Origin of the sequence: Cyclobacterium xiamenense (assembly GCF_900109255.1) — a bacterium.
Taxonomy (GTDB): Bacteria; Bacteroidota; Bacteroidia; order Cytophagales; family Cyclobacteriaceae; genus Cyclobacterium; species Cyclobacterium xiamenense.
Genome location: NZ_FNZH01000001.1, coordinates 626646 through 650733, shown reverse-complemented (window position 1 = coordinate 650733; position 24088 = coordinate 626646). Strand labels below are relative to the sequence as shown.

The 24088-nt window shown below is 51.8% G+C and carries 20 protein-coding genes; 3 read left to right on the top strand and 17 right to left on the bottom strand.

The window, feature by feature from the left end; translation table 11 throughout:
• Position 1 precedes the first annotated feature (1 nt).
• The 14 genes from BMW71_RS02300 to BMW71_RS02230 form a co-directional block, all read right to left on the bottom strand.
• Positions 2-2242 (bottom strand): hypothetical protein, encoded by a 2241-nt coding sequence (locus tag BMW71_RS02300; RefSeq protein ID WP_092168897.1) that lies wholly within the window; start codon positions 2240-2242, stop codon positions 2-4.
• A complete protein-coding gene (locus BMW71_RS02295; RefSeq protein WP_092168894.1) occupies positions 2220-3023 on the bottom strand; it encodes a SagB/ThcOx family dehydrogenase in 804 nt (267 codons plus the stop codon). The genes BMW71_RS02300 and BMW71_RS02295 overlap by 23 nt, the downstream gene beginning before the upstream one ends.
• 29 nt (positions 3024-3052) lie before the next feature.
• Positions 3053-4384 (bottom strand): YcaO-like family protein, encoded by a 1332-nt coding sequence (locus BMW71_RS02290; protein WP_092168891.1) that lies wholly within the window; start codon positions 4382-4384, stop codon positions 3053-3055.
• Positions 4377-5468, bottom strand: coding sequence for a hypothetical protein (locus tag BMW71_RS02285; RefSeq protein ID WP_092168888.1), 1092 nt, complete (start codon positions 5466-5468; stop codon positions 4377-4379). Before BMW71_RS02285 ends, BMW71_RS02290 begins: the two co-directional genes overlap by 8 nt.
• A gap of 71 nt (positions 5469-5539) precedes the next feature.
• A complete protein-coding gene (locus tag BMW71_RS02280) occupies positions 5540-5851 on the bottom strand; it encodes a hypothetical protein (protein WP_092170176.1) in 312 nt (103 codons plus the stop codon).
• A gap of 1170 nt (positions 5852-7021) precedes the next feature.
• Positions 7022-7393 (bottom strand): helix-turn-helix domain-containing protein, encoded by a 372-nt coding sequence (locus BMW71_RS02275; RefSeq protein ID WP_092170173.1) that lies wholly within the window; start codon positions 7391-7393, stop codon positions 7022-7024.
• 153 nt (positions 7394-7546) lie between these two features.
• Positions 7547-8410 carry a GIY-YIG nuclease family protein gene (locus BMW71_RS02270; protein WP_092168885.1) on the bottom strand — a complete coding sequence of 288 codons (864 nt, stop codon included), beginning with the start codon at positions 8408-8410 and terminating at the stop codon, positions 7547-7549.
• Positions 8411-8576: 166 nt separating this feature from the next.
• Entirely contained in the window at positions 8577-8942 is a 366-nt protein-coding gene (locus BMW71_RS02265) for a PIN domain-containing protein (protein WP_244891051.1), read from the bottom strand.
• 41 nt (positions 8943-8983) lie between these two features.
• Complete coding sequence (locus tag BMW71_RS02260; RefSeq protein ID WP_092168883.1) at positions 8984-9223, bottom strand: hypothetical protein; 240 nt, start codon at positions 9221-9223, stop codon at positions 8984-8986.
• Between the two features lie 456 nt (positions 9224-9679).
• Entirely contained in the window at positions 9680-10555 is an 876-nt protein-coding gene (locus BMW71_RS02250; RefSeq protein ID WP_092168877.1) for an SMP-30/gluconolactonase/LRE family protein, read from the bottom strand.
• 55 nt (positions 10556-10610) lie between these two features.
• The gene (locus BMW71_RS02245; RefSeq protein ID WP_092168875.1) at positions 10611-11507 is read right to left on the bottom strand and encodes a sugar phosphate isomerase/epimerase family protein; all 897 of its coding nucleotides are present in this window, start codon (positions 11505-11507) and stop codon (positions 10611-10613) included.
• Positions 11508-11525: 18 nt separating this feature from the next.
• Positions 11526-12317 (bottom strand): SDR family NAD(P)-dependent oxidoreductase, encoded by a 792-nt coding sequence (locus BMW71_RS02240; RefSeq protein ID WP_092168872.1) that lies wholly within the window; start codon positions 12315-12317, stop codon positions 11526-11528.
• 2 nt (positions 12318-12319) lie between these two features.
• The gene (locus BMW71_RS02235) at positions 12320-13345 is read right to left on the bottom strand and encodes a zinc-binding dehydrogenase (protein ID WP_092168869.1); all 1026 of its coding nucleotides are present in this window, start codon (positions 13343-13345) and stop codon (positions 12320-12322) included.
• Positions 13346-13420: 75 nt separating this feature from the next.
• On the bottom strand, positions 13421-14125 hold the full coding sequence (locus BMW71_RS02230) for an orotidine 5'-phosphate decarboxylase / HUMPS family protein (protein ID WP_092168866.1): 705 nt from the start codon (positions 14123-14125) through the stop codon (positions 13421-13423).
• A 308-nt stretch (positions 14126-14433) separates the two neighbouring features.
• Here BMW71_RS02230 and BMW71_RS02225 point away from each other — a divergent pair, with 308 nt between their 5' ends.
• Together BMW71_RS02225 and BMW71_RS02220 are read left to right on the top strand one after the other, a co-directional pair.
• Entirely contained in the window at positions 14434-14790 is a 357-nt protein-coding gene (locus BMW71_RS02225) for a hypothetical protein (protein WP_143057529.1), read from the top strand.
• A 120-nt stretch (positions 14791-14910) separates the two neighbouring features.
• Complete coding sequence (locus BMW71_RS02220; RefSeq protein WP_244891050.1) at positions 14911-16164, top strand: geranylgeranyl reductase family protein; 1254 nt, start codon at positions 14911-14913, stop codon at positions 16162-16164.
• Positions 16165-16777: 613 nt separating this feature from the next.
• On the opposite strand, the gene BMW71_RS02210 is transcribed toward BMW71_RS02220, so the two are convergent.
• From BMW71_RS02210 to BMW71_RS02200, 3 genes are read right to left on the bottom strand one after another with little or no spacing between them, the layout of a single operon-like run.
• On the bottom strand, positions 16778-17833 hold the full coding sequence (locus BMW71_RS02210; protein ID WP_092168854.1) for an SMP-30/gluconolactonase/LRE family protein: 1056 nt from the start codon (positions 17831-17833) through the stop codon (positions 16778-16780).
• 2 nt (positions 17834-17835) lie between these two features.
• The gene (locus tag BMW71_RS02205; protein ID WP_092168851.1) at positions 17836-19002 is read right to left on the bottom strand and encodes an aldose epimerase family protein; all 1167 of its coding nucleotides are present in this window, start codon (positions 19000-19002) and stop codon (positions 17836-17838) included.
• Positions 18999-20843: a glycoside hydrolase family 2 protein gene (locus tag BMW71_RS02200; protein WP_092168848.1), complete on the bottom strand. Its 1845-nt coding sequence runs from the start codon at positions 20841-20843 to the stop codon at positions 18999-19001. The genes BMW71_RS02205 and BMW71_RS02200 overlap by 4 nt, the downstream gene beginning before the upstream one ends.
• A gap of 165 nt (positions 20844-21008) precedes the next feature.
• Between BMW71_RS02200 and BMW71_RS02195 the strand changes: the two genes are divergently transcribed.
• Complete coding sequence (locus BMW71_RS02195) at positions 21009-24083, top strand: PVC-type heme-binding CxxCH protein (RefSeq protein ID WP_092168845.1); 3075 nt, start codon at positions 21009-21011, stop codon at positions 24081-24083.
• The last annotated feature ends 5 nt before the right edge of the window (positions 24084-24088 follow it).

Below are 24088 nucleotides of genomic sequence, written 5' to 3'. Positions count from 1 at the left end.
GCTACAAATAAATGGTAATCAAACGTTTTTCCTCCAGTCGCCGCAATACCGAAAAAAGTCGGTCTTCGCCGTTTCCTGCCACATGAAGTTGCCGCACGTCGGCGTACCGATGGACGTTTTCCAACACCCACTTTTCCAGGCCCGACAAGAGTACGGGTGTTCTGTACCGCTTAAAATACACCCGGATCTGATCCTTTTGCCGATCCACCGAGGCAATGGCGGGGCAGATCGCTACCTTGGAGCTCATCAAAAAACGCATCTGCTCGCTCTCCGAGAAGGAATACTTCTTTTCTGCAAAAACCACTTTGCCCACACGATGCCGGATGCACGAAGCGATCAGCTCCTTGGCGCTTACCGGCAGCTCATTGCCAAACTGGGAATCGGTGTAAATCGACCGATAGCCAACCAAATCGGGCAACAGGCTGCACAAGACGCGGTAGCAAAGCGCCTGTAGGGAGCGGTAGTGCACTCCCTCGTAGACGCTTTGCCCGGCGTTTGACGAGGCCATCACCCCAATGCCTGCCGTACCGAGGGCAATGTCGGGAGGTTCTTCCGCCCGCTCAATCCTGCAAAAGGAAGGGTAGTTTTCCCCTTCCCAGGGTTCAATTCGTATATGCATTCTCTGAGCGCTGGCAAGCAAGGCCTGCTTTAGCTGTGCGGAAATGGCTTCAACGGAACCTCCCCTGTCGGATAATACCCGTGCCAGGACGGCCTGGGCGACACGGGGTGCCAGGGCTTCGGGAGCCTCGTTGCTCAACCAATGCAGGCAGGTTCGCAGCCAGAAAATAAAGGCTGTTTTGTGGTTTTCCTGTCTTTCCTCTAGCTGCGCGAAACACAAATTGGCATACAACAAATCGCTTTCCACCTTCAGGCTGTTATTTACCTCAAAGGCTTTGAGGTAGTAGGTTCGGGCCAGGTCATAGGCCCCGGTTTTCTTGTACAGCCGTGCCAGGTTGATGGAATTGATGTAGCGAATGTGCCAATCTACGGCCTTTTGCTCCGCCAGCGTTGCCTCGATTTCCTTTTCAAAGGCAAAGGCCTGCTCCAACTCACCGGTCTTCAGTTTGTTCAAGGCAGAAATGTTCAACAGGTACAGGTAAACCCGTGGAAACCGCTCTTTGGAAAGGTAGCTTCTCGCCTTTTCGAAAAAGGGTTCGGCTTCCTGCGCGCGGTTGGTCATGACCAATCCCCAGGCCTTGCTTTGATACAGGGAGGCTTTGTAATCCTCCGGTAAATTCTCTTCGGGAGCGGCTTCTTCTGCAGCAGCTGAAAAGTACATCAGCGCGATTCGGATGTTTTGGATCTGGGATACAACACCGGCCAATTTCAGTGCGTCCCGCATCTCCGCCCGAATGGATTCCAGGATTCGCAGGGCGATGCCGTAACCACCTTCGGAAAATCGGCGCGAAGCCTCCCATTGCAGAAAGGCAATGTCGCTAGCGCTAGTTAGCTGCTGAAGTTCAAAAACCACCCGCAAATGGGCGGCACCACCCTGCTCCCGAAGTGCATTGGCAAAAAAGGCCGGATCGGTCCATTCCTTGCCCCTGGCGGAAGGCGGGATCAATAGCTGTCCTCCGGCTAGTCGCAAGCTGGAGGCCGGAATCCGGTCCTGTAATCGCGGCAGCAACCCCGCATCCAGCAGCCCGGCGACCGGAAACGAACCCGCGGATGGCAGGTAATCCCCCAATGGGTACGCATGGCTGACCTGCCAATCTCCCGGGACAACCGCGCCGGCAAAGGTCAACAAACCCAGCTGGCAGGAAGTGCCATGCAGGCCCTGGGAAAGCAGTCGGAGAAGGATCTCGTTTTCCGGCTCCCAGGAATGACCCAGCGCCGGAGGAACGATCAGCACCCAGGCGATTTCCTTTGCCTGGATTTCGGCTAAAATCCGTTTACAGCTTTCGTAGGCGATGAGAAAATTTTGATCCCCTATACTTTCATTATCGATCAGTCGATTGATCACGCTGGCATACTCCTCTCCTTCTTTTTCCATGCCAATCAGTGGCTGCACGTACGAATAGGCATCGATGCCCAATTGCAGGCACAATTCGTGCAGGATCCAGTGTCCCTTCCAGGCGCCCATGGAAAGATCCGAGAAGAGGCAACTTTCGTCCAGGCGGTCAACTCCTAGCTGCTGCTGCAAGCGATCCCAGCTTTCAAAATGAAACCCGCTGATCCGGACTGGTTCATCGCTTCGGGTGATGTTCGGCAGCACGCGTTCAATTTCCTTTGCAAATTCCATTCAAATAAACCGTTGCATGATTCAACCCATCGATTTTCAAAAAGCGATCCACGAGGCGATCGTGGTACCCGCCGATATTGATGACGCCCAGTTCCAGGGCAGTAGCAGCCAGATTGATGTTCTGCGCCACATGACCCGCTTCAAAAAGCGCAAAGCGGTAGCCTTTTTCCTTGTACTTAAAGGTAGACCGATTGAAGGCAGCCGTAATAAACAAGATCAGGGAAGTATCGAATGCCAGATGGGTCTGAAAACTCACCAGTGTATTGGCAATTTCCTCATCGAAATTCCCTTCTTGGATACATTGAATGGCGTTTTCTACCGGAGAATAGTGGTACAAACCAGCCGCCAAGGAGGTAACCCGTTGGTTGGTATAGAAATACAATTCCAGCGGGTAAAGGGCTCCGCCCGAGGGAACGGTCCGAAAAGGACGGGTAATGTATTCGTTATCCGAATTGTCCCGGGTGACGCCATAGCCGCAATACAAAATGGTGCGCAGCTCCTCCATCGTTAGGGTGGTTGGCCGAATTTCCTTCGGCGTAACCCGATTCGTGATGGTTTCCATAAAGGAGCGGTTGATGGGGGCCAGGGTTTCGGGCAATGGAATGGCAGGAAACTGCTTGTACGGAAACACGTCGTACAAATTATCCATTTCGGCCACTACCTGATCGTTGGTGAGGGCGCCGTCGTAATGCCCGGTTTTGGAATTTTCATGAAATATTTCCCAAGAAGGGGTGGCCGATTCGCTGCTGAGTTCGGCTTCTTTCCACAATGAATGTAACATAAATGCGTGTCTTTTTTAGTAATTACCGACTAGGGAAAAGGGTGGGGAAAGGGGTAATCGTTACCTCCCGGTACCAACCCCTCAAAACCCAATTTCTGAGGAATCGTCCACAGGCGTTCGCTACCCAGGGGGCGCTTGTGGTAGCCCATAAAGAGCGGATGGTAGCCGGGGATAATCGCCCGAATCACCGTGATACCCAAACTGCGGATATCCGACGAGGTGATGTCAGTCACCAGAACCTCGTACCCGGAGTTTTTTATCAGGGATACCAGCCTGTTCATTTCTTCTGCCGCGGTTTCCTGCGAATGATCCACCAAGTCCGCAAAATCCATTGTCTCCTCCGACCCGTACAGAAAAGCCGCATGCTCGCTTACGCCGGGGTTTACCCAAAAATTCACGTGATGTACCTGTCCGAGCACGTTGTCATACTCCGGATGCGGCGCTAGCCGGGGCAACTCATTTTTGATCTGATAGGCGTACCGCTCCGTATGTGCCAGCTCTTCCAGCGCCTTTCTAACCGCCTCTTCCGGAGAAAGGGCTACCGAGGCGGCCACTACCAGCGGTACAAAGTCGGTTTTCGTGTGGGTAGCTACCGCCAGTATTCCCGTGATCGTCGTTTCGTTGGAAATATCCATCAGGTGGATGTCGTACCCCACCTCCTCAAAACGCCGGATCAAGTCCCTGTTTTTAGCGCTCAGGCTCTGTTTCCGGATTTTTCGCCGGGAAAGTTTGGCTTGCCAGGTGATCATAAAATTGTCCCGTTCGATCACCTCACAAATACCGCCCACTACCGCCTCCTCAAAGGAACAATGACAGGACAATCCGGAGGAAATCGGCTGCACGATGGGGGTTTCGTCCCCATTTTCGTAGAAAAAATAGGGAACAAACACCATGGAAGCCGGAACCGCCTCCTGCACACCGGTTGCCAGATTTGCTGCCTGCACCCAACGCACCGGCGCGTCCTCGGTAAATTCGTCAAAATCAAATTCCGGGTGATTGTATTGATCGGCGCGGTACAGCGCAAATCTCCCCGGATGCACGCAGGCAAACGGCGCCTCCTTGTAGGAACACAAGGGAAACTGCTGCTTGTCGTAAATAGCTGCGCAATAACGCTCCACACATTCTCCTACAGTTTTGGCCAGGGCCAATTCCCGGGTGGTAGCCGCTCCTCCCCCAATAGCGAAGTTGCGGTACTCGCCAAAGGCCTCCGTATTGGCTGCCGAACCGTTGAAACGGAAAAAACGAGGAGAATCCACCTCCAAGGGATGCTCGCTGACACCGGTAACGATACCGACTTTGGGGTCCAGAAGGAAAGGCAAGGTATCCGTTAGGCGGCGGATAGGGCTTAGCAACTCATTCATCGTAGCCCACGGTTTGTTCAATATCTTTCCAGGACTCCGCAGAGGTCAATTGCCGGTGAATGTTGATCAGCGGCATTTCGGTCATTGGGCTGCAGACCGCGCAGCGAGGCGCTTTTACCAGCTTTCGCTTGTTCATAGAACCGGCCAGAAGATCGACTTCACAGAGCGTGCCCAAATCCCACTGAATATTGGATTTGAATTTGACTAGATCAAATGCGCCCACTTCCGCCAGGACGGTAACCATGGAATGGTGGTAAGCCGCAACGGATTGCCCCTCAAAGGCAAATTTCTCCGTCAGGCGTTTCTCCGCAAAATCCGAACTGGCCGAGTTTTGCCGCAATTTCAGGCATTCCAGGCAAGGTCCCTCGTCCTTGATTACCAGAGGACCGGCATAGCCCACCATGTTTTGCAACAGGAGTGGATAAAAGGGAATGTCCTGCTTTACCGCAAAGGCGTTCCAGGATTCCAGCAAATAAAAACTTCCAAATTCGGAAGAGGCGATAAGGAAGCCCACTTCCTGACAGTTTTGCATAAACTGCGCTTCCGGCACCATGCGGATACGCCCGTCCTGCCAAAAATCATCCACGATTCGCTGGCTGTCGTCAAAAAAGGTAACATTTCGAAGCGAAGGATCGTCTACGACCCAGACGTTTTGCTTCCCGTCCCGAAAAAGGGAACGAAGTACCTGCTTGGTTAGCTGGTTGATACCCACAAAAGCCCAGGGCTTTTCGTTCAATGCTGCCGCAACCTGAGATTGTTGGGCGTTGAAATGCCAATAGAAGACATCCTGCTGGCTTTCTGTTTCGGGGATCGGGTGGGGACCTTCCTCCTCAAGAGGTACAAGGAATTTTTTGGCAATGAGGTGTTGAATGAAGTTGGTTATCAGGTTGCGTAGCGAACCGGTAAACAAGCCCGCCAGTTCGTCCACCGTCAGCGGACGCTGAAGCAAGGCTTTTTGGATAACCTTGACGATCAGCAGTGCACTTTTGTCCGGGATCGCCATGGAGGACAGGCCGCGCTTCAGGACCACCCGATCGTCCAATTCAATCACCTGAAAGGGAAGCGCCTTTAATTTATTTTCCATAATACGTGAATTAATAGATCGTACGAAAAGAAAGTGGGGAAACCTCCCCACTTTCAAGACAAAGAATTCGGTCAGGCTGCTTTGATCACTGCCGCCGCCGTGCAACAGCAGGCGGGGGTACAGGTACAGCAGCAGCTGGCACCCACCACCGGGGCCTTGGAACTTCCGAAAAGGCTATGGTTGGAAAATGCCTCCTCGATGGACTGCAGGTCCCGTACGCCCAACTTTTCGGTGCGGGGGGTGTGGTTTTTCCAGGCAAGGGCTACCAGGTCCCCTTCCAATAGATTTTTGGCTGCATCCGTTAAGATACTTACATCGTGACCCTCTAATAACTCCGCTATGGGGGTATTAAAGTCGTCGTAATTCTCTAGTAATTTGCTCATTGTTTTAGGTTTAAGTATGTAAAATTGATTGATGATCAGGAAACCCAACCGGGTTTCACGCATGGAATAGGAAGTCACCCTGTGTCTGACTGGCAAGTTGGTTTATCTGCAAGGCGGTGCGCCGGCGAGGCTAAGGCCTGGTAGTTGGAAATACCGTGCCACCGGTGCCAAGCTTCATGTGGCTGTCGTTTGCTGGTTGGTTTAAAAATAGCCTGCTGCCGATGCGTTGCTGTCATGCATCGGCAGAACGGTGTTGCCTACCCGGGCAAGAAACACGGCGGTTTCTTACGGCTGTAGTTGTTATCGACTCTCGATTCCGAGTCGTTCCGGTTGTCGAACAATACAAACAATATAGGGATTATTTCACCAACACCTCCCTTTCAACCGAAAAAAAATCTTTTTGATATAAGTATTCTGTGTATTTATAACAAAACACAGAATTATGTCGATGGAAATACGGTTTGTTCCGTTTTTTGACAATAAAAAATAAGGCCAGGGTACCAGGCATCATTTTTTTGCCTGCAGCTAAAGCAGTAGGCGATTGATTGAAAGAATCCTGGTTTTAAATGATCATCCCTCAATAGGAATGGGGCTTCAACCCATTCCTATTATTGGAATAGAAAAACCCCAGGCTTTAGCCAAAATCGGTACCCCTCGCCACCAATCCCCTGGATTACAACCATTTTAAGCCCCGAGAGGGATCTATTGCGTCCCAAAGGGTATTTCCGAAGTACCCCCTCCCACTTCCCAGGTACTCCCCCCGGCTTCTAACCTGGGAGAGGGTACCTCAACCTGACACCGTTCAGGTTCGGAACGCGAACGTTGCGGTTCAAAACCCGAACGCCGCAGTTCGGAACCCGGCAATTGCATCCAAAATGCTCCATTTACTGCCTAAAAACCGGAGCGATTTGCTTCAATTTAAAAGTTTCCGACATTTTGGCCGAAATTTTCCGGTTCGGAAATCGACAAAGGGTACTTCCGAAGTGGGGGGGAGTACTTCCGAACCCGGCCTGTCAGGTTTTTCGATGCAAGTGTGCGGTTCGGAAGGGGCTGCTTGCGGCATTTTCACAACCCTTGCGCCATTTTGGCGGATCTCTTGCTTATAAAAAACACAAAACGCTCCGTTCAATCAAACCTTTCTCCATTTTTGCCAGGCGCTGTATGCCTTTGTTATTTTTTCACGAGTTGATAATTAGTCACTAGAACGTAAGCTGAAATTTGAAGAATTCGCTCCAATTTTCTAATCATTTCAACAGTCAATTTCTTTTTCCGATTTAAGATTTCAGATACGCGGCTTTTTCCACCAATTACTCCCACCAAGTCCTTTTGACGCAAGTTCAATTCTTCCATTCGTATTTTTATCGCTTCGATGGGATCTGGGGCTTCAATTGGATAGTGTTCGTTTTCATACGTATCTATCATCAATGATAGAATTTCAGCTTCATCACCTTCTTTTGTATCAATAGGAGCATCAAAAATCACTTCCAAACGCTCAAGAGCCTGTCGGTAGTCTTTCTCGTTTTTAATAGGTCTTACATTCATCATCCATTGTATGTAGATCGTATCAGCATCTATTTTATCCTACTCAGGGTGAGTTCCAATAAATCGAATAAATGCCCATTGTTTTTAGAAACTATTTTTTTTCTACTCTGTTTTATTATAAGGCGCGAAACCTCTTTTTGCATTTAGGTGATGCTATTGCTTCATTACTTTATCATTCGTTTCAAAATCTTTCAGTGTCTTTCCTTCTTTTGATTTCCATTCTGTAAGTCCGTTCGCATTTCGTCCCATTACCATTACTGCGGCCGTTGATGGGCTGCTGAAGATATAGTCATCTGTAAATTCAAGATATTCTCCTTTGTCAATTAACACACTTTCGTTAATTAGCTTTTGTCTGTAGATGATGAAATTAGGAGTCATCGAGTTTACAATCGTTGCTGCTGCTTTTGAGCCTTTAAATACCACAAATCCGTCAGACGTTGGTTCGCCTTGTCCGTCTGCCCCGCGTGCTGCTTTGATGAAAAAAGTCGCCTGCTTTTGCTTAGGTTTAAATTCACGTTTTTCTTCAAAAACTTTATGTCCTAACGTATTTACAAGCATTTTGATATACTCAATAAATTCTTCCATCTCTGCCCTGTCAGATTCTGAGATTGAAGATTGCGTTGGATTAATGGAATTGTCAACCTTATAACGATTTGAGGCCTTAGCAATGTCATGTAGTCTATTCTCTAAGTATTTTATATGCGCTTTGTTAAGGTTTTCGTCTTTGCTAATAAATACTATTGTTTCGTTCCAAAAGTCCTTTGAAGTCAATTGCTGATTCAGTCTTTTTAAAATAGATTCCGCTTCACCAATATAAACTTGATCTTTTCCATCATCGTCCTTTCCAAATAACAGGTATACGCCTGTGCTTACCAAATCCTCTCGGTCTGAGCATTCTTTAACTTTTATTCTTGGAATTTTATATGCTTTTCCTGACCAATTGGAAAGTTCGCAGCTCATTCGTCCGTTTGGGTCTCCGTCAATCAGGAATATTTTTATTGTCTTACCAAATTTCATTTTTTGTTGTATGTCGTTTTACAATGAGCCATAACGTTTTGCACCTAAGAATCGTGGGGCATTTCGGAGCAATTTCCTTTACACCATAGTAGAAGTTAGTTCGGGAAATAAACCTTTCCCTTGGTAGCGTGCGCCCCACTTTTTCTTAGGTACTGTTACAGGGAGGTTATTTTCTTTCCGACCAGTTTTCCAATTTCAGGTTTTCTAAGTACCTGAAGTCTTTACTATTGTCTGTTACTAAAATCATTTCGTTAGCTAGTGCGGTAAAACCAATGATCAAATCAAATTCATCATGCATCGGTGTTCCGTTTTTTCTTAGCAAGACTTTGTTTTTGGCATACTGGTCTACTATCCCAAAAATCGGTATGATGGTTAGCCCATTCACAAATTTATCAACCGCTCTGTGAGATTTCTTGGGATCATCGCTTTTTTCTGCTCCGTATTTCAATTCAAAAACTGTTATTTCAAAGATGAAGCAATTCTCAAGACCTTTTTCCTTAATGATTTCATCGAGATGGAGTTTACCTCTCAAAAAAACACACATGTACTCGTGTCAAGCAAATATTGCATACATCAAATTTTCAAGTTTTTAGATTTGAATTTCCTGCTTTCCCTGATATCTTTTATGATTTCCTCGGCTGGTTTTTCTGAAACAAATCCTCCGAAAGAACTGAAAAAATCTTTTTCTTGAGATTTTCCCCCCTGCCTTATAGATTTCGCAAGTCGCTCAAGCAGCTCTAATTTGCTTACTGAACTCAAACTTTCAAAAAGCTCAGAATAAGTTTCAATGATATAGCGTTCTGCATGTGTCATAGCCTAAATTTTAATAAATATATGAAATTACATCGTAAAACTGATTTCCATTCTACTTGGTTCTTCTTCAACTTCCCTGTAACAACCAGCTATCCCTGATCGGGCTGCTTTTTTGTCAGGGTTTAGTTCTTCGACTTGTACTGCGTCCGGTAGGAAAGGAATCCATCTAACCCAACCTTTCAATGGCCTAAGACTAGGTGCCCTGCTCCAGATAAATCTGGGCGATACCCCGCTATTTAATGCCCCGATGCACGATCAATATAGTAGATTTTTTTTAAGAATGGGCAATGGGCCGGAATGGGGTCCAAAAAATTCGGCATTCCATAAAAATTGCTGGAAAGCAAAAAAACATACGGCAGAAAACCCGGGCAGTCCCTCCTATCCCACCAAAAATGTACGGGTGACACTGCCTGTTTTGCTGGTAAAGGCATACCTTTATCTTTCTGCCCCGGTCTATCAAAAGCCCGGTCCGTAGACGGTCGCGCCTGTTGCCGGCACGGTCGCGAGAAAGACGCCCCCACTCTGGGGATACTGCTGCAGTTGCTCCGCGGAAAGGTTTTCCCGGGCGGTGGTGATCAGTAATTCGTTGTTTTCCGGACCGGTAAACGCACAGGAGGTGACGTGGGGCGCGGACACATCGAGCTTGTCCAGCTGCAGGCCGGTTTCGGGGTCCCAGCAGTACACACCAAATCCGCCGTAATGGGCCACCCAGAGCTTCCCATTCTGATCGATGCATAGGCCGTCCGGGGTACCCAGCTCCTCCGGTATGGTCACGGCAATCCGGTTAAAACTGATAAAGCCCTTTTCCAAATCGAAATCAAAGGCTTGTATCTTTCGGGTAGGGCTGTCGATGTAGTACAGGGTCTTTTCGTCCAGGGACCAACAAATGCCGTTGGAGATGCTCACCTGATCGATGACCTTCTCCGGAACCCGGTCCGCATCTATTCGGTACAGGGAACCGGCGTTTTTGGTGAATTGGGTGCTCATGGTACCCGCCCATAGGCGGCCCTTGCTGTCACAAGCCCCGTCGTTCCAGCGGTTGTCCGGCTTGTCCTGCGCTACCTCGCAAAGCCAGTCCAGCTGCTCCGATTCGGGATTAAATGTTGCCAGTTTCCGGTCCAGCGCCAGCAGGTAGCTACCGGCCTGATCGGGGATTACCAGCGTAAGCCGGTGGGGAAAGGTCCAGGTTTCCGGACTGCTTGCCCCCCGCTTCAACCGGTACAAAACCCCATTTTCAATGTCTACCCAGAGGTAACTTTCCCGGGCTTGCTCCCAAACGGGGCTTTCCGCCAGGATGCAGCGGGAATCGACCAGTAATCGTGCGTTTGTCATGGAAATCTGTTTTTTTTGACTGGCCTGCAACAGACAGGCCGGTTGGACTGCGCTTCTATCCGGCTTGTTCGGGCCAGTAGGTAGCGAGCTTTTTCTTTAGGAAAGCCACGCTTCTTTCCAATTGATCCATGCCGTCTACCCCGTCTTCGATGCTGACCCAGCCGTCGAATCCCACGCGTTTCAGTTCGGTAAAGATGGCATCGTAATCGTTCAGGCCTTTGCCAATCTCTCCGTGACTCAGTCGTTTTGCATAGCCCACGGCTCCGCCTTCCTCTTTCTTTAAATCTTCGATGGTCCCGTATTTCAGGAAACGGTCGCTGGCATGCATGGTAACCACCCGGTCCGACACCCGATGCAGCAGTTCCAGGGGGTCTTCCCCGGCCAGAAAGGTGTTGCTGGGATCGTAATTGACGCCGAAATGGGGGTGCTGTATGCTGTCCACGAGTTGACAGAATACGTCCATTTTCTGGGCAAATTCCGGGTAGGTCCAGAAATCGTCCTTGTAGTGGTTTTCCAGGATCAGCGTGATCCCCCGCTCTTCGGCATAGGGAATGCAGCGCATAATGGCATCGGCAGCCAGCTTTACACCTTCATCCAGACTGAGCTCGGGACGCTTCTGTCCGGAAAGGACGCGGCAATAGCTCCCTCCCAGGGCATGGGTCATGTCGATCCAGTGTTTTTGTTTGGCGATTTCTTTTTCCCGAAAGGCGGCTTCCGGATGGGTAAAATCCGGGGAGCAGCACATCATGGGGATTACTTTTCCGGTATCCTCCACCCGGGCCTTGAATTCGGGCCAGCGGGAGCGGTCTTCCATTTCCAGAAAACCCGCGTACCATTCCAGTCCGGCGATATCCAGGGTACTGGCAAGGCGAATCCATTCTTCCAGTTTCATGGATCCATCTTTGCACAGGGCCTGCATGTAGGCTTTAGGAAATGCGGCTAATTTTGGCATAGTGTGTTGATTGAAAAATTAATGAATGGTACTTGCATCTTTGGGGGCATTGCGGCCGATCAGCGGGTATTGTTCCAGTTCCATGACCTGTCCGCTGACGGGCCCGCACTCGTCGGAGAGCCAGAAGATGGCGGCGGCAGCAATTTCCTCCGGAGCAATGATCCGCCCGGCCGGGGCGTACATGTTGGGAAGGTCTTCGTACCAGGTATCCGAGAGCCCGTGTTCTTTTTTGCGTTGTTTCTCGGTTTCGGTGAGCACCCAGCCGGGATTGATTTGGTTGACGCGGACGCCCTTATCGCGAAACAAGCTATCGCCCAGGTTACGGGTGAGGGTCATCAGCGCGCCTTTGGACATGCTGTAGGCCAGCAGGTTGGGTTCCCCACTCCAGGCATTGACCGAACCGATGTTCAGCACGTTGCCCCGATTGGCGGCCAGGGCGGGCAATGCCGCTTTGATCAGCAGAAAGGGGGCAATGGAATTGATGGACAGGACTTTTTCCAGAAAAGGCCGGTCCACGCTGTCGAAATCGGAGGAAACCACCCAGGCGGCATTATTGACGACGGCATCCAGTTTTCCAAAACGTTCGTCGGCCAGGGCTACCAGGCGCTCCGCACAGCCCTCCGTTTGCAGGTCTTCGATGTGGAGTACGGCCTGCTCCGCTCCTATTTGTTGCAAAACCGCTTCTCCCCAATCCTTTTCCAGTCCGTGCAGCACTACCTGCGCTCCTTCGGCGGCACAACGCAGGGCAATGGCTTTGCCGATGCCCGTGGTGCTGCCGGTGACGATGATTACTTTTCCTTTCAATCGCATGATTAAACGGGTTTGAGTACGCTTTTTACCACTTCTCCGTGGTGCATTTTCTCGAAGGCTTCCAGCCAGGAGGTGACGGGCCATACGCCTCCGATGATGGGTTTGACGTCCAGCATTCCGGAACCCATCATTCCGATGACTTTTTCCCAGATGGGCCAGTTATGGCTGAAACTGCCCTGCAGGCGCACGTTCTTTTGGACAATAGGGTCCAGGGAAAAATTACAGGGCTGCGGTCCCCAGCCCACTTTGGTGATTTGCCCGTTGGGGCGCACCAGGTCCATGGCGATTTTCAGGGTGGCGCTGGCACCGGCAGCGTCTACGATCAGGTCGGCACCCAGGCCATCCCGGGAACGAGCCCATTCGCTGGCATCGCCGATCAGCCCCTCGCAGCCGTAGCCTTTGGCTATTTCCAGGCGGCCCCGGTCAGCTTCCAGCCCAAGAACGGCCACCTCAGCGCCATTGAGGCGGGCCATTACGGCGCAAAGCATGCCGATGGTACCGGGACCAATGACGACTACCCGGTCCCCCGGGCGGATATTGGAGTTCACGACCACGGAGTTGTACGCCACGCAACAGGGTTCCGTCAGGCAGGCCTCTTCAAACGGCACCTGCTCGGGAACATGGTGCAGGCAACGCGCCGGCACCTTGACAAAGCGTGTCATGGCCCCGTTAACGCCATAGCCAAAGCCTTTTCGGCTGGGATCCAGGTTGTAAAGCCCTACCCGACTCATGGGGTTTAGGGGATCGATGACGGCGGCGGTTTCACTGACCACCCGGTCGCCGGTCTTCCATCCTTCGACCCGGGGTCCGACTTCCACGATTTTGCCTCCAAATTCGTGTCCCAGCACCACGGGGTAGTTGACCGGCCAGCTATGGTCGGAAGTCCATTGGTGCAGGTCACTGCCGCAAACTCCGACATTGGCTACTTCCAGTAATACCTCCCCTTCTCCGATTTCGGGTTGTTCGATTTCGCGTATTTCTACAGAGCCTTTGGCTTCTGCGTAATTGACTACTGCTGCTGATTTCATAGGATTGTACTTGTCTTTATTGGTCAGATAGCTTTTCTGACTCAGGCAGGTTCGATTTCATCTACCTGCTTGGTTTTAGTTAGAAATATCCACATCGCCATGCGCATGTACCGCATCGCAAATTTTGCGTAGAGAGGCTTCCAGGTCTCCGTCGGCCGTTTTAAAGGCATCCGCGTCGATGGTTAGCGGGGCACCCAACACCACCAGCGGCGCTCCGTAGGTGGGGGTGGAAATGGCCTGCTCCAGGCTGAGTCCGCCAACGGCCTGAACGGGGATGCTTACCGCTTTCACCACTTCCCGCAACTGGTCCAGGGGGCTGGGCATGCGTCGACCCTGCGCGGCTATGCCCCGGCGTTCGTCGTAGCCGATATGGTGCACAATATAATCACATCCCAGGTCTTCCAAAAATTTGGCCCCGGCGACCATGTCGGGGCAACCCAGGTTATCGCCCATGACTTTCACGCCATGGTCTTTTCCGGCTTGCACCACGCATTTGATGGTTTCTTCGTGGGCGCGTGCCATCACCACCACGTGGGTGGCACCGGCCTTGGCCATCATCTCGGCCTCCAGGTAGCCCCCATCCATGGTTTTTAGGTCGGCCACGATGGGTGTGTTGGGAAAGGCTTCGCGTAGCTTGCGCACGCCGTGCAGGCCTTCGGCTAGAATTAAGGGGGTGCCGGCTTCCAGCCAGTCTACCCCGGCCCGCATGGCCAGGGCCGCCGTCTCCAGCGCTTCGTCGATATTTGTAAGATCTAAACTGATTTGAACGATAGGTTTCATTCGTGTGGGTTATTTAGTAAACGATAATGGATTTCTTGCAAAAGTATGAACTGACTATTTCGGATCAGGGCTTAGTGGTAAACGCGATGGAAAGGGCGGTACGAAAAGTTGGGAAAATTCAAAAAAAAGACCGTATGTATCATGGAAAATGAGAATTGTGGGTACATAAACTGTTCGATTCCAAGTTAACTATTTATATTTAAAGCGCGATGGGATTTTCGCATGTATTACAGGATTCTTTCACGAATGGACTATTCCTGTTTTGGTCGAATTCCCCACGCGTATCCATTCACCAATTTTTAGTTACCATGCGGGAAACCTGGGTTTTTGACTGGCCCAAAAATGCACAACGAGGGAGTTTGACATCCGTTTTTGAAATCCTCCTTTCGGAAAAGAAAACGGAGTTTGGGATTTTTCTGAGCTACTACACGCGGGCAGCAGGGGCGATTGCCGAAAACGTACGGCTGTTGGAAGTAACCGCCGCCGAACCCGCGCTCAGGGGGAGTATTTGGTTGGGTTTCCATAAAGTCTATTACAATGCCTGCCTGAACATCCATGAATCCGATCCGGAAAAAATCCGGGTAGATTTTGCTGCCAATCGTTCGGAAGAAAAACTAGTATTAACCGGTCCGGATATTCCCGAAAGGGAACCGGATGAGCTTTGAATTCCTACATGAAATCGCGCATGCCGAAAACGTCACACACTGGGATGGTTATCAATCATGCGAAGATTCCCTGTCTGCCGACAGGCAGGTATCTGACCGCTGAAAATAACTTATAAACACATGAAATCGAGCATGACGCAGGCGACCCACGGAGGGATGATTATAAAGCATGCGAGATTCCCTGTCTGCCGACAGGCAGGCATGTGGCAACTTAGAGACAATTATAAACACATGAAAACGTACGACATCGCCGTTATTGGCACCGGACCGGCAGGCGCCATGGCGGCCTATACCGCAGCGGCCAGAGGCAAAAAAGTGCTTTTAATCGATAAAGAGCAGCTTCCCCGCTACAAGACCTGCGGCGGGGGATTGGTCTTTCGGGGAAGAAGCCGGCTGCCTTTTGCCCTCGATGGGATGGTGGAAAAGGAATGCCGGGAAATTGAGGTCTATTTTGAAGGGTCAGATCATTACTTTCTGACCCGGCGGGAGCAGCCCATTATTAGCATGGTCATGCGGGACTCCTTCGATTCCCTGCTGGTAGATAAGGCCCGGGAAAAAGGCGCGGAGCTGTTGCAACAGTGCACCCTGCAGGGATTGCAGGAGGAGGACGAGGAACTACTCTTGCAGACCTCTCGTGGGGCGTTTCGCACCCGCTACCTGATCGCTGCGGACGGAGCGCTCAGTCCCACGGCAAAACTGGCGGGCTGGGAAGAAAGCCGAAAGCTGATTCCTGCCCTGGAATACGAGGTTGAGGTAAATCCGGCGGATTTTGAGCGCTTGTCCCGGCGCACGCGTTTTGACGTGGACGCGGTACCGTATGGCTACGCCTGGTGCTTTCCTAAAAAGAATCATTTGTCCATCGGCGTAGGCTGCTTGAAAAAGCAAAAGATCAACCTAAAAGCCTACTACGAGGCCTATTTGGAAAAATTGGAAATTCGGGAAATACGGTCCGCATCGGCGCACGGATTTCAGATACCCATCGCCCCCAGGCAATCCGGTTTTTCGCGGGGGCGGGTATTCCTGGCGGGGGACGCAGCAGGATTTGCGGATCCGCTAACCGCCGAGGGCATTTCAAATGCCCTGTATTCCGGGGAGTTGGCCGCTCAGGCCCTGGTAGCAAGCGGGGAATCTGTCGGGCAGGCAGGCGAGACCTATCAACGCCTGCTGGAAGAACGCTTGCTTCCCGAGCTTAAAACCTCTTCCCTGATGGCCTGGGTTTTCTATGCCCAGCCCCAGGTGCGGAATTGGCTGCTGCAAAAATACGGGCAGCGCGGCTGCGAAATCCTAACGGATATGTTTATGGGCAACCAACCCTTTCCGGACAATTTGAAACAGAAGTTGGCTGATCGAATCCCCTTGCTGCGCTTTAGCTAAAAATCGGTAGGTAAAAACCATTACATCTCAAGTAGCATTCATTTCTTCAATTCCGCCCCTGTGAGTGGGTGGATAGCAGGTAGGCAACCAAAAATCCCCGAAAGGGAGGAAGAGGATTTTTTTGGGAATTAACTTTTTAAAATAGGGATTGACTGAATTTTACTAAACTAAATCCCCGGCTGGGTGTAGTTTGCAACTACACCCTCATATCATTTCCAATTTGCAATTGGCAATGGACGGAACTACTCCTCCTCTCCCTTTTTTGAAAAGGGGGAGTTGTTTGCGAAGGGCCGATTGGGAAGGTAGCTCCTGGCATTTCACTTGCCGCTTGATTTCCCAACACCAGGCCGTTAAATCACTGGTACGTGCGTACCTAAAAATCTCACCCGAACGGATTTCCGGCGACCTGGCGGGCGAGGGTGACCTTTTCGGAAATTTAGTTCTTAAACGAGCGATTGACGTAGGTTTACGTTACGAAATCCCGCTGGCCCCCTTTGAAAAAAGGGGAAGTTCTTTGCGTAAAGCAGGTCGCTGGGCCAAAACCAGGTATCCGTGCATCCGGGCCACATTCAGCAAATTTAACGGCAAGGCCCAAGAATAAACACCTTCTCCCCTATTTCAGCTCAATCCGCAGCACATAACTATCCGCCGTAACGAAAAGCACGTCCTCCGTTTCATTCAACGCCACGTTCGAGCAGCGCTGCCCGACGTCAATTCTTCCCAATTCCTGTCCCTCCGGATCAAAAATCCACACACCGCCGGGGCCAGTCGCAAATACGGTGCCGTCACTTCTGATCTTTAACCCATCCGGCAGCCCGGGTTCCTCGGCGCCTACGTCGCTGGCATCGCGATAGATTTCTCCCTGCGACAGACTGCCGTCTTCCGCCACGGAATACCGGTACCAATAGGGCTTATCCGGATCCGAATTGGCAATCAACAACTGATTTCCTCCTGGAAAAAAGGCCAGGCCATTGGGACGGGTAAGGCTGTCCAGGAGCAGTGATAAGTCGCCCGCCTGCGAATACCGGAAAACACCTTGATAGGGAATTTCCTTTGCCGGATCCTCCATCCGGTGTTCCAGCCCATAGGGCGGGTCGGTAAAGTACAGATTCCCGGCAGCATCGTACGCGGCATCGTTGGGGCTATTGAATCGCTGATTGTTAAATTCACCCACAATGGTTTCGTATTCGGCTGCCGGATTGGCAATCGGAGCGGTCATGCGGGCCAACCGTCGGTCCCCGTGCTGGCACAGGACCAGATTGCCCTCCGGATCCAGGAGCAAACCGTTGGACCCCAATTCTCCCCCACGGGTACCTTCGCCGGTAAATCCCGCAGGATCCAGGTAGACTTCCGGATCTTCGGCTCCCTGCTTCCAGGCATGCACGCGGTTTGCCGGAATTTCCGAAAAAAGCAACATACCCTCGGAGGGAATCCACAAGGGGCCTTCGGTCCAGGCATAGCCGCTACCAAGAATTTCGGCTTTGGCCTCCCGATCGATGACCTCGTACAGGGCCTCCTGCGCTGCGATGAGTTGGAGGGGAAGTGTAGCTTCCTTCTTCGCCGAATCGCTTGAAGCGCTATCCGCTACCCGGTCCGTCGAATTTCCCGAACAGGCGGCCAGAAGTACCATGACGAACATCGTCAGGCTGATTTGATTTGCCGGTTTCATGACTAGTCGGTCACAGAAAATTTATAGATACACTCGTGCGTGTAGGTTTCCTCCGGGTTCAAGGTTACCGAAGGAAACTGCGGCTGATTCGGGGAATCCGGAAAATGCTGGGTTTCCAGGCAAATGGCTCCCCGCTTGCCGTAGGTTTTTTCGCCCTTGGACGCCGAGGTGCCGTCCATAAAATTGCCGGTATACACCTGCACGCCGGGCTGGTCGGTGTACACCTCCATTTTTCGACCGTTTTCGGGTACCCATACCGAGGCGGCCAATATGGTCTCGGAGCTACCTTCTTCCCGGTTGATCACCCAGTTGTGATCGTAGCCCCCACCCTTTTGTAGCTGCTCATAGTCGTCGTCTATCCGCTCACCTACCCGGTGCGGTTCGGTAAAGTCCATGGGCGTTCCTTCCACGGGTCGCAAATCACCCAATGGAATCAGCACCTCGTTTACCGGCGTGAAGCGGTCGGCATTTAGTTCCAGCATGTGGTTTTTGACATCTCCTTCTCCATGTCCGTTCAGGTTAAAAAAGGAATGATGGGTCAGGTTGACCACGGTGGGCTGATCGGTTGTTGCCTCGTAGGTGATTCGAAACTCGTTGTCGTCCGTGAGGTAATAGTTCATAAAAACCGTGAGTTCTCCGGGAAATCCGGCCTCACCGTCAGGCGAAACGTATTTCATCGCCAGTTTTTGATCGGTGGCTTCCAGTACCTCCCAAACCGCAATGTGGTACCCGCCGGGCCAACCGTGCAGGTTGTTGGGGCCGTTATTTGCCTCCAGCTCGTAAGTTTCTCCATTCAACGTAAACTGCGCGTCGGCAATGCGGTTGCCATAGCGGCCGATGGGGGCACCGTAATAAGATGTCGGATGATTGATGTAGTCGTCCAGGTTATCGTAACCCAGCACCACGTCGGCAAAATTCCCTTCTTTGTCCGGGGCGAAGAGCTCCACTACCCGGGCGCCAAAATTGGTAACGGTCATTTCCATACCGTTGGCATTGCTCAGGCGGTACAGGCTTACTTCTTTGCCGTTAATTGTTTTTTCAAATTTTGCTGGATCCATTGCCGATAAGGTTTTTGTCGTTTGTGCTTCTGCTGCTTCTTGTTTTTCTGCTGGCCCGCAGGAAATCACAAGTCCAAGTAGGGCCACGATGGGTATACGTAATGCGTTCATTTCATGGGGATTTTAATGGTATACAGTTCCTGGTGTTTGTTTCGCAGGAATGCAGGATCAAATTTAATCACTTCCCGGTCGTAGGTCATCAGTCCGTTGACTTCCACCTCCACATCGGTCGTTTGGGTGTAAATGGCAGCCGACAGACCTTTGGGTATCAGCGGCTTCAGATCCTGGATTAGCCGGCTATAGCGCTCCTGCAGCTCGGTCTCGTTTTTAAAACTCTGGTAGCCCCAGTTGTCTTTTTCCTGCCAGGTATGGCCGTCCACCGGTAGCCCCAGCCCTCCATATTCTCCGAGGACGATGACCTGTTGGTCCCCCCAGATTTGCGGATCCGGCATTACCGGGTCGGGATAGTTGTGCATGTCCATGATCTGTCCTTTCAGCGTGTAGTTTCCGCCACTTGCTCCATTTACCAGGCGGCTGGGATCGTAGTCCACGGTCCATTCCACGATTTCCTCGGTATCGAATTGCCCCCAAGCCTCATTGAACGGTACCCAGACCACTATGGACGGGAAGTTGTAATTGGCATCCATAATGGCTTTCCATTCTTTCCGGAAAATCGCCTCCGATTCCGGAGTCCGGTCTTTTTCCGTCCCCTTGCCGATAACACCCGGCCTGGATTCCCAGCGATTGCCCATGTCTCCACTGGGCATGTCCTGCCAGACCAACACGCCCATACGGTCGCAGTGGTAGTACCAGCGGGCAGGCTCTACTTTTACGTGCTTTCGGATCATGTTAAATCCCATGTCCAGGGTTTTCTCAATGTCGAAAAGCAAGGCTTCCTCTGTGGGAGCCGTATACAAGCCGTCGGGCCACCATCCTTGATCGAGGGGACCGTATTGAAACACAAATTCATTGTTGAGCAGCATGCGTTGGATCCCATTGGCATCTCGGGCGGTGCTGATTTTTCGTAGAGCGGTGTAGCCGTTGACCTGATCCACCACTTTCTTTCCATCCATCAAGGCTACTTCCAAATCGTACAAAAAGGGGTTTTCCGGGCTCCAAACCTGCGGAGCATCCAGCATGAAAACGGCTTCTTCCTGATTGGCCACGAGCTGTTCCCCCACCGGAGTTCCATCGGCTAGCAAACGTATCCGCAGGCGCTGTCCCGCTGTAGCACCTGCCACATCGGCTTGCACCCGAATCTGCTTATTGTCGAAATCGGGCGTATTTTTTAGGGACCGGATGTGGTGTTCCGGCACGGCTTCCAGCCAAACGGTTTGCCAGATTCCGGTCACCGGAGTATACCAAATTCCGCGGGGCTCGTTTACTTGTTTTCCCCGGGGCTGTGGCCCCTCATCCGTGGGATCCCATACCCGAATGGCCAGAGATTGTGTTTTCCCGGATTGCAGGGCCTCGCTGATGTCAAAATAAAAGGGATCGTATCCGCCCTGATGCGTCCCTACGGATTGTCCGTTTACAAAGACCTCGGCTTCCCAGTCCACCGCTCCAAAGTGGAGTAGTAATTTCTCCCTTCTAAGCGAACGATCGATTTCGATCTCCCGAAAATACCAAAGTTCCTGGTCTTTGCCCACGGTTTTTCCCACCCCGGAAAGGGCCGATTCGATGGCGAAGGGTACCAGAATTTCTCCCGCATAGGCCTCGGGCATGCCTGCCCCTTTGGGTGCCAGGGCATAGTTCCACAAGCCGTTCAGGTTGACCCAGTCCTCCCGCGTCATTTGGGGACGGGGGTATTCGGGGTGTGGGTTGGCCGGATCAATTTCCGCCGCCCAGGGGCTCAGGATTTTGGTATCCACCGGACGCCAGGAGGCCTGCTGTGCAAACGTTGACGCAACGAGGGCGACGACAAGCAATGGTACGAAGAAAAGTAACTTCATTGGAACGGTTAAATTTAGGGTGGTACTGTTGAAAGTTTCGAAATTCTATTTGGAATAAGGCGAAAATATTAAAAAATATGGATAATGACACCGAATCTAAGGTAAAAATACATAATTTAAAGCGGTGCTTGTAACACACCGTCCGTTCATCTACCTAAACTTCAAATGATTATCCGTTCCACTCCTACCGCATTCCCCCGTATTGGATTTCCATTCCTTGCCGGGCTGGTTATTTTTCTGCTCGGAGCCTGTACGCAAAAGGAAAAAACCTTCGAACATCCGCTGGCTGCTTCGCCGGATGTGGCTCAGTACATGGAAAACTTTGAGGGCAGAGGGGACCTGACCGATCCAAATTCCCAGCCCCTGGCTCCGGAAACATCTCTAGAGGCCTTCCAATTACCGGAAGATTTGCGTATCGAACTGGTGCTGAGCGAACCGGATGTGGTGCAGCCGCTTCACCTGAGCTTTGATCCACAGGGTCGACTTTGGGTGGTGCAATACCAGCAATACCCCTACCCGGAAGGACTGAAAATCACCTCCATCGACAACCATACGCGGGTAAAATTTGACCGGGTGCCGGAAGCGCCTCCGGCCGGCGCGCGGGGAGCGGATGTGGTCGCCGTCTTTGAAGACAAAAACGGCGACGGCAGGTATACCCATGCCTTCAATGCCATTGAAGGCCTAAACATCGCCAGCTCGGTTGCCCTGGGCCGGGACCGGATTTGGGTGCTGAATCCTCCCTACCTGTTGGCCTATCCCGATCCGGATGGAGACGGGAAACCCGATGCAGCGCCGGAAATCCACCTGGAGGGATTCGGGCTGGAAGACACCCATTCCATTGCCAACAGCCTGCAATGGGGCCCGGACGGCTGGTTGTACGGCGTTCAGGGCAGCACCACCACCGCCTACATCACCTACGAAAACGGAACCGACCTGGCGTTTCAAGGGCAGGCAATCTGGCGGTACCAGCCGGACAGCAAGCGATTTGAGCTTTTTGCCGAAGGAGGCGGAAACAACCCCTTTTACCTGGAATTTGACCGGAAAGGACGAATTTTTTCCGGCTCGAATGGCTACGGTCGGGGCCCCTATTACAAGCAAGGCGGGTATTACGTGAAGAGCTGGGGCAAACACGGGCCCCTGACGAACCCCTATGCCTTCGGGCATTTGCCCAACATGCCCCTGGATGGGGAAAACAAGCGGTTTACGCATGCCGTGATGCGCTACGAGGCAGCACTGTTACCCCCGGCCTACCGGGGTAAGATCATGGCCCTAAACCCTCTACACAATTACATCCAACTGACCGAACTTGCGCCAAACGGCTCCTCTTTCGCCACACGGGATGCAGGCAAATTGGTGGAGACAGAAGACAAGTGGTTTCGGCCAGTCGATATCAAAACCGGTCCGGATGGGGCCGTATACCTGGCCGATTGGTACGATAGCCGACTTTCCCACGTGGATCCACGGGATACCTGGCACAAAAGCAGCGGACGCATCTACCGGATCGTGCCTGGCAGTGGACTACCAAAAAACGAGCCCTTTGACCTGGCCAAAGCAGATTTGCACGCACTCACCGAATGGCTGCAGCACCCCAACAAATGGTTTCGGCAGCAAGCCTTGCGGCAATTTGCGGACCGCAAAGACCCGGCCGCCCTGCCGGCCTTGCATCGGTTGTTTGCATCTGAAAACCCCCAACATGCCCTGGAAGCCCTTTGGGCGATTCATTTATCCAACGGCTTTGACGATTCTTTTGTAGTAAACGCCTTGCGGCATCCCGATCCAGCAATACGCAGTTGGACCTACCGGCTGGTAGGGGATCAGGAGTCGGTGGGAAACCGGGTATGGGAGGTAATGGTCGAGCAGGCGGAATTGGAATCCGTGGCGGAAGTAAGCAGCCAGATTGCATCCACGGCAAAGCGGCTTCCCGCAGCGCAGGCGCTCCCCCTTTTAAAAGCTCTCCTGCACGCCAACCCCGACCCCGATGATCCGGATATTCCCCTGCTGATTTGGTGGGCCATGGAAGCCCAGGTAGAACAAAATCTGAACGCGGTCATGGCTTTCTGGAAAGACAGCCGCATCTGGGAAAGTCCCCTAAGCAAAGGACACCTGGCCGGACGAATGATGCAACGCCTGGTAATGGCCGGGGAACACGAAGCCGCCAGCGAATTTCTGAAGCGTTCTCCAGACAAAAGCTACGATCAGGTGTTGGTCGCCGGCTTTTACGAGGGCCTGGTAGGAAGGGACCTGGTCAATATTCCTCGCACACTGATTGACCTGGTATCCGAAAAGGAACCCGACACCCAAGGCTTCGAACTGGCCCTGAGATCCGGCGACTTTTCCAACCTGGATAAAGCCATCGAGATGCTAAGTAAGGCCGAACAGCCCCTAAACGTCCGACTCAACCTGGTACATTTGCTGGGAGAACTTCGTCCCAAATCGGCGCTGCCGGCCCTGCTTACCCTGATTCAGTCCGGTGCGAGCCCGGGATCACTGAAGCAAGAGGCCATTCATGCCGTGAAAAAATTTGACGATCCGGAAATCGGTAAACAGATGGCAGCCATTTACCCCGGCATTCGGGCCGATAGCTACGTACGCGAAGAGGCGATCCGCCTGTTTGGTAGCCGACCGGAATGGGCAACCGCTTTTTTTGCGGAAATCCGTGAAAGTAAGGTCGTTCACAAGGAAGACGTCTCCTATTCTCAGGCGCGTCGGTTTTACCTCCTGGAGGACGAATCCGTCCGGCAATTGACCGAAGAAATCTGGCCGGAAAGCAAACTACTAACTGCGGAAGAGAAAACCCGCTCGATGGCGGCCTACAAACAACAAATACGTTCCGGGAAGGGAGATGCCCTGGCGGGAAAGCAGCTATTTGTGCAAACCTGCGGAAGTTGCCATCGGCTGGATGGCGGAGGGGGAAGTATTGGACCGGAATTGACCGGGTACGACCGCACGGATTTGGATTACTGGCTGTTGCATACGGTAGATCCAAATGCGGGGATACGGGAGGGCTACGAAACCATCGAAATCGAAACTCGTGACGGACGAAAAACCTGGGGGAAATTGGAAAAGGACGAAGGCGGAACGAAATACATCCGTCCCCTTCTGGGCGGAAAAGGAGAATCCATACCGGACACGGAAATCCGGGAAATGCACATTCTGGAACATTCTACCATGCCGGAACGCTTGCTGGAGCCATTGAACGAACAGCAGGTCAGGGACTTATTTGCCTATATTCTGAAATAATTCCA